14 protein-coding genes are annotated in these 16,107 nt (G+C 42.2%); all 14 read right to left on the bottom strand.

All coding sequences use genetic code 11. The annotated features are described in order from the left end of the window. Positions 1–29 precede the first annotated feature (29 nt). The 14 genes from QM382_RS00345 to QM382_RS00280 all read right to left on the bottom strand — a co-directional run bounded on the left by QM382_RS00345 (position 30) and on the right by QM382_RS00280 (position 16,064). On the bottom strand, positions 30–1,304 hold the full coding sequence (locus QM382_RS00345) for a hydroxymethylglutaryl-CoA reductase, degradative (protein ID WP_414272064.1): 1,275 nt from the start codon (positions 1,302–1,304) through the stop codon (positions 30–32). After that, positions 1,304–2,476 (bottom strand): hydroxymethylglutaryl-CoA synthase, encoded by a 1,173-nt coding sequence (locus QM382_RS00340; protein WP_414272063.1) that lies wholly within the window; start codon positions 2,474–2,476, stop codon positions 1,304–1,306. The genes QM382_RS00345 and QM382_RS00340 overlap by 1 nt, the downstream gene beginning before the upstream one ends. 162 nt (positions 2,477–2,638) lie before the next feature. Further along, positions 2,639–3,088 (bottom strand): threonine/serine exporter family protein, encoded by a 450-nt coding sequence (locus QM382_RS00335; protein WP_414272062.1) that lies wholly within the window; start codon positions 3,086–3,088, stop codon positions 2,639–2,641. Position 3,089: 1 nt separating this feature from the next. Continuing rightward, positions 3,090–3,848, bottom strand: a complete 759-nt coding sequence (locus QM382_RS00330) for a threonine/serine exporter family protein (RefSeq protein ID WP_016465513.1) — start codon at positions 3,846–3,848, stop codon at positions 3,090–3,092. A gap of 86 nt (positions 3,849–3,934) precedes the next feature. Beyond that, the gene (pknB, locus tag QM382_RS00325; protein WP_414272061.1) at positions 3,935–5,800 is read right to left on the bottom strand and encodes a Stk1 family PASTA domain-containing Ser/Thr kinase; all 1,866 of its coding nucleotides are present in this window, start codon (positions 5,798–5,800) and stop codon (positions 3,935–3,937) included. Continuing rightward, a complete protein-coding gene (locus QM382_RS00320; RefSeq protein ID WP_414272060.1) occupies positions 5,797–6,534 on the bottom strand; it encodes a Stp1/IreP family PP2C-type Ser/Thr phosphatase in 738 nt (245 codons plus the stop codon). The genes pknB and QM382_RS00320 overlap by 4 nt, the downstream gene beginning before the upstream one ends. A 15-nt stretch (positions 6,535–6,549) precedes the next feature. Next, positions 6,550–7,863: a 16S rRNA (cytosine(967)-C(5))-methyltransferase RsmB gene (gene rsmB / locus QM382_RS00315; RefSeq protein WP_414272059.1), complete on the bottom strand. Its 1,314-nt coding sequence runs from the start codon at positions 7,861–7,863 to the stop codon at positions 6,550–6,552. Next, on the bottom strand, positions 7,856–8,791 hold the full coding sequence (gene fmt, locus QM382_RS00310) for a methionyl-tRNA formyltransferase (RefSeq protein ID WP_414272058.1): 936 nt from the start codon (positions 8,789–8,791) through the stop codon (positions 7,856–7,858). The genes rsmB and fmt overlap by 8 nt, the downstream gene beginning before the upstream one ends. Positions 8,792–8,802: 11 nt before the next feature. Then, positions 8,803–11,199, bottom strand: a complete 2,397-nt coding sequence (locus QM382_RS00305) for a primosomal protein N' (protein WP_414272057.1) — start codon at positions 11,197–11,199, stop codon at positions 8,803–8,805. Between the two features lie 85 nt (positions 11,200–11,284). Further along, positions 11,285–11,599, bottom strand: coding sequence for a DNA-directed RNA polymerase subunit omega (gene rpoZ / locus QM382_RS00300; protein ID WP_004251389.1), 315 nt, complete (start codon positions 11,597–11,599; stop codon positions 11,285–11,287). Between the two features lie 24 nt (positions 11,600–11,623). Then, on the bottom strand, positions 11,624–12,250 hold the full coding sequence (gmk, locus tag QM382_RS00295) for a guanylate kinase (protein WP_000775049.1): 627 nt from the start codon (positions 12,248–12,250) through the stop codon (positions 11,624–11,626). 136 nt (positions 12,251–12,386) lie between these two features. Next, positions 12,387–14,000, bottom strand: a complete 1,614-nt coding sequence (locus tag QM382_RS00290) for a ribonuclease Y (protein ID WP_004251393.1) — start codon at positions 13,998–14,000, stop codon at positions 12,387–12,389. A 216-nt stretch (positions 14,001–14,216) separates the two neighbouring features. Further along, complete coding sequence (locus QM382_RS00285) at positions 14,217–15,314, bottom strand: nucleotidyltransferase (RefSeq protein ID WP_414272056.1); 1,098 nt, start codon at positions 15,312–15,314, stop codon at positions 14,217–14,219. 9 nt (positions 15,315–15,323) lie between these two features. Next, entirely contained in the window at positions 15,324–16,064 is a 741-nt protein-coding gene (locus QM382_RS00280; protein WP_414272055.1) for a class I SAM-dependent DNA methyltransferase, read from the bottom strand. Positions 16,065–16,107: the final 43 nt, after the last annotated feature.

Below are 16,107 nucleotides of genomic sequence, written 5' to 3'. Positions count from 1 at the left end.
AACTCAGACTAGTTTCGTCTGAGTTTTTCTTATGATCTTAATTTTTTCAAAAGAGTCTGTGCTTTTTCTAGATTAAAAGTTTTTTCTGCAATCAAGCTTTCTACCAACTTAGGCACTTCTGCCTCAGTCGCACCTGCTAAAAGCGCTAACGATTTTGCCTGAAGTTTCATGTGTCCATGCTGAATACCTGTACTGACCAAAGCCTTAAGGGCTGCAAAATTCTGTGCAAGACCAATCGAAACGATAATTTGAGCCAATTCTTTGGCAGATGGATGACCTAGCAACTCATGGCTGAGAACGACTCGAGGATTGAGACCAATTGATCCACCCTTGGTAGCAACCGGCATCGGCATGGTCATCTCTCCAATGAGTTCTTCTGTTCCCAAATCGATAGTCCAACGACTGAGACCTCGATAGGCGCCATCATGGCTCGCATAGGCATGCGCTCCCGCTTCAATAGCACGCCAATCATTTCCAGTAGCAATCAAGAGAGCATCAATGCCATTAAAGATACCCTTGTTATGAGTGGCTGCTCGATAAGGATCTGCTTGGGCAAACTGACTGGCTAATACCATTTTTTCTGCCAGTTCACGCGCTTCATCCTTCTGGTGACTCAAATAACGAAAGGCAATCCGACAAGTTGCTGTTACTAACGAATCTGTGGCATAGTTGGATAGGATCCCCATTAAGCTTTGTCCTTGACTGATAGCCTCTAGACTAGGTTTTAAAGCTTCAAGCATGGTATTGAGCATATTGGCGCCCATGGCTTCCTGAGTATCTACATGGAGATAAACCACTAAAAAGTCCGTCTCACCAGAAATTTTCTCAACCTTTAAATCACGAGCACCACCACCCCGTTTGACAATGGAGGGATAGGCTTGGTTTGCTTGTTCGAGTAGCTCTGCTTTCTGACTCAAAATAGCCTGGCAAGCTCGCTCTCTATCCGGAATCTGATAAAGAGCTACCTGACCAATCATTTGGCGTTGATGAACCTGAGCAGTAAAACCACCCGCACGTTTGATAATCTTACTAGCAAAACTAGCTGCAGCTACAACAGATGGCTCTTCGGTCACATAGGGAACTGTGTATTCTTGACCATTTACCAGAACTTCTGGAACGATTGAGTATGGAAGTGAGAAGGTTCCTACCACATTTTCACTCAATTGGTCCGCTACTGCTAGACTGAGATTTTCGTTTTGTTCAAGACTCTCTTGGGATTCGATAGAAGTAAGCGCCTGAGACTTAACGAACTCTAGGCGCTCTTGAATTGTTTTTTTAGCAAATCCATTCCAATTTTTTTTCATTATTTTTCAACCTTGCTGTAGCGACGTTGGTGTTCTACAATCTCAACCAGAGCATAGTCTTGTCCCTCATAGCCTGACATGGTTGCAGAACCAGACTCATCCAAGTTTGCTTCCTCAAAGAAGATTCGTTCATAATCATCTACGCTCAATACTTGACGCTGGTCTAGCAATTCTAAGCGATTTTTCTGCAATTGCTGTTCATAGCCTTCAACCAATTCCACACTGAAGAACTCAGATACAGCACCACTACCATAGCTATAGAGAGCTAGCTTGTCCCCTGCTTTAAGACTATCAGAATTTTCAAGAAGAGACAAGAGGCCTAAAAAGAGTGAACCTGTATAGATATTCCCAACTTTTTGGCTATAAATAATGGACTCATCAAAGTGTTTTTGAAGTAAATCCTTTTTCTCTTGAGGTAGAGATTTATCAAGAATTTTTTTCAATCCCTTGAGAGCTAGCTTTGGATATGGCAAATGGAAACAAATAGCTTCAAAATCATTCAAGTCACAATCATAACGCTTTTGGTACTCTTCCCAAGTCGTTTTTAAGCTATCCAAATACTGCTGTGTTGAATATACTCCATTTACAAATGGTGTCGTTGAATAATTTGGACGCCAAAAGTCCATGATATCACGAGTCTGCGCAACGTTATCGTTGTTGAAGACCATAACACGTGGATTTTGACTAATCAACATGGCAACACAGCCTGCTCCTTGGGTTGGTTCACCAGGAGTTTCGACACCATATTTTGCAATATCACTAGCTAGTACCAACACTTTTGATTTTGGAGAATTTTCTACGTGTAACTTAGCATAGTGAAGAGCCGCAGTTGCACCATAGCAAGCTTCCTTGATTTCAAAACTACGAGCAAAAGGTTGAATTCCAAGCAAACCGTGTACAAAAACCGCAGCTGCCTTACTTTGATCGACTCCTGATTCTGTCGCTACGATAACCATATCAATCTCTTGCTTCTCTTCTTCAGTCAGGATAGAATTTCCTGCACTAGCAGCCAAGGTAACAACATCCTCTGTTAAAGGAGCAATACTCAATTCTTTTAAAAGGAGCCCTTTACTCAATTTTTCAGGATCAGTCCCTCGAGTTTCTGCTAAATCTTGTAATTTCAAAACGTATTGACTGGTTGCAAAACCAATCTTATCAATACCGATTTTCATATTTACCTCTATTTTTATCATTCATTATAAAAATTCGTTCACCTCTATTTTATCATAATTGAGGTCAAATGAGCGAAAAAAGACTTGATTCCCCAAATCAAGTTCATTTCCATCTTCCTATTCATGTTCTTTCAGCCACTCTACCAACGAAAAAATCGAGTCTTAGCTAGCTCGATTCTTTTTGAGATAGTAATACAACTTGAGTATGACTGTCCCACTGGCCATTCCTATAGAGATAACAAGGGCCAACATCATCACCAACATTGCACTGGCAATGGCGTTTCTATAGTCACCTGTCACAAAAAATGAAGTCGTTCGATAAGATAGATACCCTGGTACCAGCGGAGCCAAGATGGCTAAAGTAAAAACAACGGCTGGTGTTTTGTAGATAATACTCATAATCTGGCTGATACAAGAACCAATTACAGCGGCAATAAAGGTCGCCAAAATAACATTAGTTGGCTCCTTGAGTATTAGATAGAGCAACCAGATTGACATTCCCAAAACTCCACCAGGAATGAGCATAGAACGTTGAACGTTTAAAACGATTAAAAAAGTAATAATAGCTAACAGACTAGCTAAAGCCTGCAATAAAAATGTTGTTAGAGTCATATTAGTTCATGAGTAGGAGGGCGACAGAGGTGCCTGCCCCTAAGGCAAGGGTAACCAGCAAGGATTCAAACATCTTGCTCATACCAGAGTTAATGTGATTGGTCATAATATCTCGAACAGCATTGGTCAGAGCAATTCCAGGTACAAATGGCATGACCGCACCTGCAATGACCAAATCGGCTGTCGAAGGAAAGCCAGAATAGCGAGCCCAAAATTGTGCAATCAAACCAAAAACAAGAGCACCTGCAAAAGCTGTCATAAAGGGAATACGAATAAATTTTTCTACGTAAAGAGAAAAGGTGAAAGCAAATATGGTTGCTACTCCTGCACCAATGGCATCGTAGACATTCCCCCCGAACATGATAGAGAAGAAGGGAGCACTAAGGGTCGCTGCAGCAGTTAGCTGAACATTGGTGTAGGGAGATGCCTTGGCATTCAATTCCTTTAATTGGATAAAGGCTGTCTCCAAATCAAGCTGTCCCGATACAAGTTGTCGTGAAATCTGGTTGACATCACACACCTTCTCAATATTATAGGCAGAGGAGGTTACTCGTTTCATTCGAGAGATATTTGTATTTTCAATGGAGAAAAAAATAGCTGCAGGCATGGCCAAAACATTACAATCCATGATGCCTTGTGAATGAGCAATTCGAATCATGGTGTCTTCGACACGATAGATTTCAGAACCATTACGAAGCAGAATTGTACCTGCTAACATAATGACATCAATGACTGCATTCAGTTTTTTTGATTCGTCCATGTTCCCCTCCTTTTTAAACTCCTTTTATTTTATCATAAATTTTAAGGAAAAAAAATCTTTGCCACAAAAACTGTGACAAAGATTGATTAGTTCTCACCTTGATGGATATCTGAAGTTGTGGTAGTTTGATTAGTCTGTGGTTCTCTAATCTGTGGAGATGTTTCTCCACGATAAGGGTTCCCTTGTGATGGATTTGTTGTTGTAGTTGTTTTCGGTTTATAGATAGAAATCTTGATACGAGTTGTATTCAAATCTACACCTTCACCTGGTTTTGGACTCTGACTGACAACAGTTTCCTCAGCAGTTCCTTCTGGAGCTGTAGAGACCTCTACCACTTCAATATTAGCTTCTTTTACACCAACTATCTGAATCAAGTTATTCTTAGTAAATTCAAGACTTGATCCAATATAACTTGGCATAGGAACGCTAGTTACCTTCTTGGCTACTGTCAAGGTAATCTCTGTCGCCTTACTAAGATCATAAGTGGTTCCTTCTGGCAGACTCTGTCTCATAACAAGTCCTGCCTCTGTTTCACTTGATTCTTCTTCTACAACCTTGATGAGATTTTCAGGAACTTTTTTCCCTTTCAACTCTGCAATGACGTCCGTAGATTTGCGTCCAATATAATTTCCAATCTTAAACGATTGCTGACCTGAAGAGATAATGAGATTAACTTTAATACCTTCTTTACGAGACGAACCAGCATCTGGATCCGTTCGAATCACCCGGCCTTCTTCTACCGTATCACTAGCTTCAGTCTTTTCCTCGCCAATTTCAAAATTAGCTTTTTTAAGTTTTTCCTTAGCTTCTGCTACAGTTTGTCCAGCAACATTTGGAATTTCAACAGTTGCTGGTGTTTTGGATACTATCCAAAAGAGAGAAGCCAAAACAAGTATAAAGCTAGCTAAAAGCACCAAATACCTCGCTTTAAAACGACGTTTCTTGACTGGTTTTGCAACAGTTTCTTTACTAGTTGCCTTTTGAGTCGGCTTTTGGCTCTGAGGACTTTCTTCCTTTGGTTGCACTTTAGGAATCGCTGTTAAAGTAGATTGTGAAATTTTCGGTAAGGTTTTTGTGTCAACTTTACTTGTATCTTCAAATACCAGTTTTGGTTCATTTCGACGGTTATAAGAAAGACTGCTCAATAAGTCAACATACATCTCTGAGACAGTTTGATAACGGTCTGTCAACTTTTTAGCTGTCGCTTTTATAACTACGTTTTCCAAGGATTGTGGCACTGATGGGTTTTCTGCAATGACCGAAGGAAGTGGTTTTTGGAAATGCTGAAGTGCAATGGTCACAGCACTATCTCCATCATAAGGAATATGACCTGTCAACATTTCGAAAAAGATAATTCCCATTGCATAAATATCACTCTGTATGGTCGCCTTAGAACCACGCGCCTGCTCAGGTGATAGATAGTGAACAGAACCCAACATGGAGTTGGTCTGTGTCAAACTGGTTTCTGCAAAGGCCACTGCAATCCCAAAGTCAGTAACTTTTGCGGTTCCATCAGGAGTCAAGAGTATATTTTGCGGTTTTAAATCACGGTGAATAATCCCCTTTGCATGCGCCAAACGCATAGCCAAGAGAATTTGACCCATGATACGAACAGCTTCCTCGTTTGATAGAGGGTGGTGTTCTTTGATATAACGTTTGAGGTCAAGCCCAGCTACATATTCCATAGCTAGATATTGTTGACCGTCTTCTTCACCGATATCCGTAATTCGAACGATATGAGGATGATCTAGGTCCGCCATCGCACGTGCTTCACGCTGAAAACGTGCAACAGCGATTGGATCCGTTTGGTAGTTGGTCCTCAGGACCTTCACCGCTACCTCTTCCCCATCCAGAATCAAATCTTTGGCCAGGTAGACATCTGCCATCCCGCCACGGCCAATTTGTTTGATAATCCGATATCGTCCGGCAAATATCTTGCCGATCTGGATCATTCTGATTCCTCCTCAATCGCAATCAAGGCAACAGTAATGTTATCAAGCCCTCCGGCATTGTTTGCAAAACGTACTAAGGTTGCCGCCTTGTCTTCAAGTGAAATATCACTTGTCACGATGTCATAGATTTCACTACCTGAAATCATATTCGTGAGACCATCACTGTTCATAACGATATAGTCACCAGGTTCCAAGCTTACAATCCCTAAATCAGGTTGAATCTCATCTTTTTGTCCAATAGACTGGGTGATGATATTTTTTTGCGGATGCGCTTCAGCTTCTTCAGGTGTTAATTGACCTGCCTTGAGCAACTCATTGACTAATGAATGATCACTCGTTAATTGTTGGTACTCTTCTCCACGAACCAAGCCGATACGAGAATCACCAATATGAGCATAGATGGCTTGGTTATCAATGATTGCAAGGGCTTCTAGAGTTGTACCCATCCCTTTATATGCTTCATCACGCCCCAATTGATAAATCTTTTGATTTTCGATTTCTAGGTGTTCTGCAAACCATTCACGAACTTCATTCACGGTATCAATCTGAGTATCTACCCAGGCAACACCTAAGTCCGTAACTGCCATCTCACTTGCAATATTACCTGCTCGGTGTCCTCCCATCCCATCAGCCAAGATAATCATCTTGCGACCGGCACGATTGACAAAAAGATTGACATAGTCTTGATTATTTGTACGTTTCTGACCCACATCTGTTAATAATGAAATCTCCATTGTGTCAGTTCCTTCCTAATTGGATATCTTACGAAATTGGCTAATAAAGAATCCATCACTTCCATACAATTCAGGAGTAATGAGGATACAGCCGTCTTTTAGAATATCCTTGCATTCGTGTTCTAGTTTAACCTGCTCGAACTCTGGATGACTTTCTAAAAATGTTTGAACCACTTGAAAGTTCTCCTCAGAGACAATAGTGCAGGTACTATAAGTTATTATACCACCTTTACGTAGCGTTTGACAAACACTACCTAATATTTCCAACTGAATTTCCTGTAATGACGCGAAATCAGCAGTGTTTTTGTTGTATTTGATATCTGGTTTTCGACGCAATAGACCAATCCCTGAGCAAGGGGCATCAACAAGAATCTTATCAAATTGATTCTTACCAAAAAACTCGTGAACCTTTCGGGCATCCAATTTTTGTGTTTGAACACGGTCTGCTACGCCTAAACGCTGGGCATTTTCTTGAATCAAATTGAGTTTATGGTCGTAGAGATCTAGAGCTGTTACCTGACCTGTCGTGAGATAAGATGCCATATGGGCTGTTTTCCCACCCGGAGCTGCACAGGCATCCAAAACCTGCTCCTCTCCTTGTAAATCAAGAGTTGGCGCAACCAGTTGACTAGACTCATCCTGGATAGTAATAGCCCCTTCAGCAAACAAGTCATGACCCGCAAAATGCCCCTGCTCTTTAACCAGACCAGAAGCTGATAAAGCAGAATCACTTGCATCAAGCAGAGCTTTAATTTCCTCTTTTCGGCTCAAATCTGTCACACGGATACTGGCTTTATTGCGTTGCAAAAGACTCTCAAAAATTTCTTGCGCCCGTTCTTCTTCATACTCTTCCTTGAGCTTAGAAACTAACCACACTGGCAAAGAGTAGGCGATAGAATCACGCTTATTTTTACGTTTGATACTGGCAATATCTGGCAAACCTTCTCGCAAGATACGGCGAAGGACTGCATTGACCAGTTTTTCGCTACCCTTTTTACGAAGTTTTGCAATTTCTACCGCTTCATTGACCACTGCATGATCAGGAAGCTTATCCAAGTATTGGAGTTGGTAGACGCTCATGAGAAGCAAAACATAGAGCCAGCTGTCTATCTTGTCTCTATCTTCAATAAAGTGAGACAAATACCATTCTAAAGTTAGTTTACGAGCTACGGTTCCATAAACAAGCTCTGTCACTAAGCCCTTGTCTGCTGCTGACAGTTGACTTCCCTTAAGGTGTTTATTTAAGGCGATATTGGAGTAGGCTTGATTGACAAAGACATCCTCTAGCACCTTTAAGGCTAAGTTTCTAGCCGTTTCTACTTTAGTCACCAAATCGTTCTCCTACAGCCAAACTTCGTCCAACACCGTTGAGGAAGGAAGCAATGTCCATTTTAGGTTTTCCTGCTGGTTGAACCTGTTTGAGAGATAGAGCTCCTTCTGCCGTTGCGACAATCAATTCTTTCTTACCGATGGAGAGTATCTCACCCGGATTACCCTGACCTTCTACAGGCAGAGCTTCATAGATTTTGAAGCGTTCTCCCTTGAGGAAGGTATGAGCAACTGGCCATGGATTCATCCCACGGATTTGGTTGAAAAGTTGACGGTTGGTCTTGTTCCAGTCCAGTTTTTCCTCCTCTGGTTTAATATTTGGTGAGAAAGTTACTTGGCTTGGATCTTGCGGTTGAGGCTGAATTTCACCAGCTATATAAGCAGGTAGGGTATCCAAAAGCAAATCACGCCCAACAATGGCCAATTTTTCAAACAAAGTTCCAACATTATCCTCATCAGTAATTGGGATACTGCGATGAGAAATCATGTCCCCTGCATCCATTTCCTTGACCATTTCCATAATGGTTACTCCTGCCTCCTCATCACCTTGAATCAAGGCATAATGGATAGGAGCTCCACCACGGTGCTTTGGAAGAAGCGAAGCATGAACGTTGACTGCAAAATCCATGCTATCAAGGAGTTTACTTGGGAGAAATTGTCCAAAAGCTGCAGTCACAATCCCGTCAGCTCCCAAATTCATGATAGCTTCCATTTCTGGACTACCTGATAATTTTTCTGGTTGGTAGATAGGTAGGCCTGCCTCTTTGGCAGCTTGTTTCACTGGGGTTTCCTGAATAACTTTTTTACGTCCAACCGCACGATCTGGCTGCGTTACAACAGCTACAATCTCGTATCGGTCATCTGACAAAAGCCCCTTTAAAACAGTTGCTGAAAAATTGGGAGTTCCCATAAAGATTAGTTTTGTCATCTTTTCTCCTTCTATAAAAATTGTTGCGGTTCGTTGTCAATACTGAGACGAAGTTCGCTATTTTCACGTTCTTGAGTTAGGGCTAAGACCTGATTAAGGGTAGAAGCCAACTCATCTTCTAAACGGTATTCAATCAAAATTTGGTAGTGGTAGAGGTTATGAGTACGAGCGATAGGTTTTGGCGTCGGACCTAGAATTACACTAGCATCCGATAAACCTGACCGCAAAATCTCCATGACTTGATAAGCACGTCTAAGAACCTCTTCTTCTTTTTTATGAGATAAGGTGATTCCAATAGTGAAATAATAAGGTGGATAACCCAACTGACGTCTGATGCCCATTTCATAGGCATAAAAACCTTCGTAATCCTGATCCTTGGCGAATCGAATGGCATAATGCTGAGGATTATAAGACTGAATCAAGACCTGACCTGCCTTTTCAGCACGACCGGCGCGACCTGCCACCTGGGTCAAGAGTTGGAAGGTTCTCTCAGAAGAACGGAAATCAGGAAGGTTTAAAGCCGTATCCGCATTGAGAACACCAACCAAGGTCACATTTGGAAAATCCAAGCCCTTGGCAATCATCTGGGTGCCAAGTAAAATATCAGCCTCGCCTTTCCCGAACTGCTCAAGTAAGGCTTGGTGGCTACCCTTTTTACGAGTGGTATCCACATCCATGCGCAGAATCCGTGCTTGAGGAAAGAGTTCAGCCAGCTCGTCATAGGCCTTCTGAGTCCCTGTTCCATAGTAACGAATGCTACGACTCTGACAGTTTGGACAGACATGGGGGATTTCCTTAGAAAAACCACAATAATGACAATTCATAGTCTTAGTATCCATGTGCAGTGTCAGAGAAATATCGCAGTTAGGACAGGTATCAACTGTCCCACATTCCCGGCACATGACAAAGCTAGAATAACCACGACGATTGAGCATGAGAACAACCTGCTCTTTTTTATCCAGTCGATCTTGAATGGCCTCAATCAGTGGTGGTGTAAAGTTTGATGTTTCATTCTGCCCAATGTAATCACGGAAGTCAATGAGTTGAACCTCAGGAATGCTTGCTAAAGGATTGGCACGTTGAGTTAGACGTAGATGTTGATAGACACCCTTACCAGCACGCGCACGGCTTTCTAGACTCGGTGTTGCAGAACCAAGGACTAGGGCAGCTTGATTGTACTGAGCCCGTAAAAGAGCCACATCTCTAGCATGGTAACGAGGATTGCTGTCTTGCTTATAGCTAGCCTCGTGCTCTTCATCGATAATGATAACCCCTAGATTTTTCAAAGGTGCAAAAATAGCAGACCTGGCCCCAACAACTACCTGAGCATCTCCACGCTCCACCTTGCGCCACTCATCATACTTTTCACCATTTGACAAGCCAGAGTGGAGAATGGCGACTTGCTCACCAAACCGAGCAATAAAGCGCTCGGTCATTTGAGGTGTCAGAGAGATTTCCGGAACTAGAACAATCGCTGTTTTCCCCATGTCCAGAGCACCTTGGATAATCTGCAAGTAAACCTCGGTTTTCCCACTTCCAGTGATTCCTTGTAGAAGAAAGGGAGGATGTTTCTTACCAATCGCTCCAACAACCGCCTCACAGGCTTGTTTTTGCTCTGGGTTTAACTCTAAGGCTTGATTTGACTCGATTCCTTCAAAGTAGGTAGCTGAACGTTGAACTTCCTTTTGAAGAATCGTCAAAGCTCCCTGTTCCACAAAGAAGTTAACTTGTTCCCGAGAGTAAAGTTCTAACAAAGTAGCCAAAGGAGTACTTTCTGGATGTGCTAATAAATAATCTCGCAGTTCCAATTTCTTCTTGGCACGGTTTGAGATTTCTAGCTTTTCTAATTTGTCAAGATTCACTTGAATCCAAGACTGTGTTTTGACCTTCTTCTGGTCTATAGCCTGATACTCAAACTTCAAAAGTCCTTTGCGAGTCAATCGCATCATCTCGGCCTGCTTTTCTAAGTCTAGAGATGAAAATGCTAAGGATTCTTGCGATCCAAACAAACGGTCTCTGTCTTTCTGACTCAAGCCTTCCAGAGGATAGAGGATTTTATCATAGCTAGAATTCAAAAATCCTGGAAGCATAGCTTTTAGAATAGAAATCTTGTATGAAAAAACTGACTTACGTAGTTCTTCGGCCAGCCAGAGTTGTTCCTCCGTTAAGACAGGAGAAAAATCCAGCACCTCAGCAATTTCTTTCAAGTCCTCATCTGCCACATCTACATCAGATTCTTGTTCCATTCCAAGAACAATTCCCTGAATCAAGCGATTGGCCTTCCCAAAAGGCACATGAACCCGCATACCAACTTCCAGCATGTCTACAAATTCCTCAGGGACCTTATAACTGTATGGTTGATCCGTCTGCATCAAGGGAACATCCACAATGATTTTTGCAATAGCCATATCCTTCACCTCCTTCTCTTCTTAAATCGTTTTAATTGATTGAGTATTCTTGCAATAGAAAAAATAAGATTGAGTCCCCCCAACCTTAAATTTTTTCACCTTCTTCTTTTTCTTTCGCGATTTGCTCTTTGATTTTCTTTTCTTCTTCTTCTCTCAATCGTCTTTCTTCTTCGATACGACGACGAACAGCTTCGCGTTTCCCTTCTGGATCTGGGTGGATGGTTACATTCCCTGATTCAATTTCTTCCAAGGCACGAAGTGTAGATTTTTCAGATTTGAATTCTTGTGTTGGAGTTGCTCCAGCTTCTAATTCGTGAGCACGTTTTGCTTCCAAGATGACGAGTGAATATTTTGATGGTACCTTGTCAAGCAAGGTATCAATAGAGGGTTTAAGCATCATTTGTTTGTACCTGTTTTCTATAGTTTATCGAATAGTTGGAGACTTTGGTAGCATATCCTGGTAGTGACCGATGACACGATCGACGCGGAAATGTTCTGCTTCAATCACACGTTTGACACGTTCTGCGGCAAGAGGAACATGATCATTGACAATAGCATAGTCGTACTCACGCATCAAAGCAATTTCTTCTTTGGCTTTTTCGATACGTTGGGCAATCACTTCTGCGCTATCGGTACCACGGCCTACGAGACGATCTTGCAATTCTTCCAAATCTGGTGGTGTCAAAAAGATAAAGACTGCATCTGGAACTTTTTTCTTGACCTGAAGAGCTCCCTGTACTTCAATTTCAAGGAAAACGTCAATCCCTTTATCAAGGGTTTCATTGACATAGGTCAGAGGAGTTCCGTAGTAGTTGCCTACATACTCTGCATACTCTAACATCTGTCCTTGACGAATTAATTCTTCAAATTCTTCACGCGTACGGAAGAAATAGTCAACTCCATCTACTTCACCTGGACGTTGCGCCCGCGTTGTCATAGATACAGAATATTGGAATTGGTTTTCAGAACTCTCAAAAATTTCTCGTCTAACCGTTCCTTTTCCAACTCCTGAAGGACCTGAAAAAACGATTAGTAAGCCACGGTCTGCCATGATGTCTCCTTTGGATAGTTTGTGAAATGCTTTGGAAATTCATTCAGAATTCTCTTTGTGAAGGCATTTCTGCTTACTACAATCTTTCTATCTAGTGTAACAAAAAAGCAGTAATTTTTCAACTGCTCTTTCTTATTTATTTTGCATAATCAACTGCACGAAGTTCACGAATCACGGTTACCTTGATATTTCCTGGGTAATCGAGGTTGCTTTCAATTTTCTCACGAACTTTGTGAGCTAAGATTGTGACCTTATCGTCCTTGATTTGACCTGGATTTACCATGATGCGGATTTCACGACCAGCTTGAAGGGCAAAGCTATTTTGAACTCCTTCAAAGCTATTAGCGATTTCCTCTAAATCATGGAGACGTTTGATGTAGCTTTCAAGTGATTCACTACGAGCTCCTGGACGGGCTGCACTCAAGGCATCCGCCGCAGCAACGAGAACTGCGATCACACTTTCAGGCTCTACATCACCGTGGTGACTAGCAATTGTGTTAATCACGACTGGATGTTCTTTATACTTGCGAGCCAATTCTGTACCAATCTCAACGTGGCTACCTTCTACTTCTCGGTCAATGGCTTTACCGATATCATGAAGGAATCCTGCACGACGGGCAAGGGCTGCATTTTCACCAAGTTCGCTAGCCATGATACCAGCCAACTTAGCCACTTCAATGGAGTGACGCAAGACATTTTGTCCATATGAAGTACGGAACTGTAAGCGACCCATGATCTTCATCAAGTCTGGGTGAAGGTTAGGTGCACCGATTTCATAGGCTGCTGCTTCACCATATTCACGAATACGGTTATCAATTTCTTGACGGTTTTTCTCAACCAACTCTTCGATACGAGCTGGGTGAATACGTCCATCCTTGAGCAAGGTTTCCATCGTCATACGGGCAATCTCACGGCGGATAGGATCAAAACCTGACAAGGTTACCACTTCTGGCGTATCATCAATGATGACATCAACCCCTGTCAAACTTTCAAAGGTACGGATGTTACGACCTTCACGACCAATGATACGACCTTTCATAGTATCATCAGGCAGATGAACTGTTGAGTTGGTAGACTCAGCTACATACTCACCAGCAATTCTCTGCATGGCTTGGGACAAAATATCCTTAGCAAGCTTATCAGAACGTTCCTTGACTTCTTGCTCCGCCTCACGAATGCGGCTAGCAATTTCCTTGGTCAAGTCTTCCTCTGTTTGAGCTAAGATAATGTCTTTTGCCTCTGACTGGGTCAGACTTCCGACACGCTCAAGTTCAGCTTGCTTTTGTTTTTCAATTTCCTCTAGTTGCTCTTCACGTGCATCAAGGTTTTTTGCTCTATCAGAAATACTTTGTTCTTTTTGTTCAAGTGTTTTTTCTTTGTTCGTCAAATTATCGTCTTTACGATCAAGGCTCGTAGCTCTCTCCGTCAAACGACTTTCGATTTGCTTGAGTTCTTGACGCTCTGACTTAAATTCGGCGTCCACTTCTTCGCGGTATTTTCTGGCTTCTTCTTTAGCCTCCAATAGTGCTTCTTTTTTAAGGGATTTGCTTTCGCTTTTAGCTTCATTGAGTAATAAATCCGCTTCGCGCTCAGCTTGTCCTCGTAAATTAGTTGCTTCTTGTTCAGCATTTAAAAGCATCAACTCTGCAGCCTCTTGTGATGATTTCATCTTGACTGAGATGCTGACATATCCAATGACTAAACCAATGATGACGGCAAAAACAACTATAACAATTGTCATAATTTCCATGTTTTTACCTCAATTTATTTGTTTATCCGAATGACATGCATTCCTATACATTTTACCACAAAAAAATATTTTTAACAAACCTTAAATGGAAGTTGTTTTAGTTATTTTTAGGAGCAATATCTTCATTTTCCTTAGTAAAATAAGCTTCTTAAACCTTACTATTTTTTAAAAGATTTTTTTGCAAAAAATAAGAAAAAAGTCCACCTTTCAGTAGACTTAGTTTGTTTCGATTCTGATTGGCACTCGGCCAAAATTTTGTTCTGCGATACTTGGGTGTCCTAGTTGGTAAATCTGGTCTGCCTTTTGAGTCATGGCATCCCAGGGCTCTTTGCCGATTCGGCTAACTAGATTAACCTGCTCCTTGAAAGCTTTAAGGTGTTGTCTACCTTTTTCGGTAAAACCTAGGACATGAATGGCTTCTGGCAAGTCACTTTCTCTAGCCTGGACCAAGATATAGGTCAAGAGGCGTCGCACACGCGCCTTGGTGTAGCGTTTGGTAGCCACTAACTCAACCAATTCCTCAATAGATTTTGCTATTTTGATGGCTTCCTTAATACGCACAGCCATCTCTTGATTGACCTGATAAATAGTACTTAAATCTGGATTTGACAAGATTTGATAGCGGAGCAAGGGAAAATAGTCATCCCAACTCACCTTACTCGCCTGCTCAAAAATAGTAACAGAAGGCATAAAGCGTTCTAAGAAATCTGAGTCTGATTGATGCTGACGGAGGGCTGTCGCCGAAGCAAAGTCCACATCCTTGTCCACCGAATGATACCCTGCCCCCTGACGCTTGATTGGATGAAGTTTGATATCTCTCCCAGCAACTGCCTTGGCGTAGGCAAGAGCTAAGACATGATTGGGCGTATCACCCGAAAAATCAAGACCTGCAAATTCCTTCCACATGGCTTGGGTTTTCTGAGGGTAGGAGAGTGAATCAGGTAGATTGTCCACAAAATTCTCCATCTCTTGACCACACTCTGCGTATAAGTTAGCAATTTTCTGGTAATCTAGAACTTCCTCTGTCCCAAAAACTAGGCTGTCAATTCCTAACTGCGCCAAGATGTCTACTGCTCCTTGTCCAAAGAAATCCGCTGCCTGAACACTGACTAAAAAGGGCAATTCTACAACTAAGTCCGCTCCATTCTCTAGTGCCATTTGAGCCCGTGTCCACTTGTCCACGATAGCAGGCTCGCCTCGTTGCACGAAGTTCCCAGACATGGCCACAATTTTCAACGCATCTGCCTGTTCTAGCAGGTATTTGTGGCCGTTATGAAAGGGATTGAACTCCGCGATAATACCTATAATGGTCATGATGCTCTCCTACTTTTGTGCCACAAAAAACCAACGAGTACTGGTTTCTGTAGGCTCCTTATCTTCAAAGTCCGCAAAGAGTTTGAAGGACTTAAAACCAGCTTGTTCTAGCAAAATATCATAGGTCAAGACTTCGTATGTACGCTCCTCATGCACTTCATCGTGACGACTAAAGGAACCATCTGCTTCCTTGATAAAGAAGGTCAGCTCATGCACGATAGAATGTGGAGCTGCATCCTCGTAGGTATCCCAGAGCATGGCGAAGTCTTCTGCATTTTCATGATAGGAATAGCCAGGAAAGACCTCATCTGTCTGGTAGGTCGAATGCACATCAAAGATGAAGACCCCGTCCTCATTGAGAGCATTATAGACTTCTTTAAAGACGTCCCCGACTTCCACCTCATCCTGCATGTAGCAGATTGAGTCCGAGTAACACGTGGCAAAGTCGTATTGACCTGCCTTGGACAAGTCCAACATATTGCCTTCCATAAAATCAATCTTTTGCTTGGCTGAAGCAGCTCTCTTCTCAGCAATTTTCAACATGTCCGCGCTCAAGTCCAGTCCAGTTACATCAAAACCTGCTTGAGAAAAGCGAACGGACTGGATTCCTGTACCACAAGCCAGCTCCAAGAGTTTCTTTCTCTCCTTAGTCTTGGGCAAATGCCGGAGGGAAAAATCCGTCCATTTATCGTATAAACTATCATCCATCACAGCATCGTAAACAGCCGCAAAGGTTTCGTATGTTGTCATTATTAAGATACAAAGAGCGTTTAAAACGAAGAGAAAATAGGTA

This window comes from Streptococcus infantis (assembly GCF_047465185.1).
Lineage (GTDB): Bacteria > Bacillota > Bacilli > Lactobacillales > Streptococcaceae > Streptococcus > Streptococcus infantis_O.
This window is presented reverse-complemented; position numbering and strand designations above follow the sequence as displayed.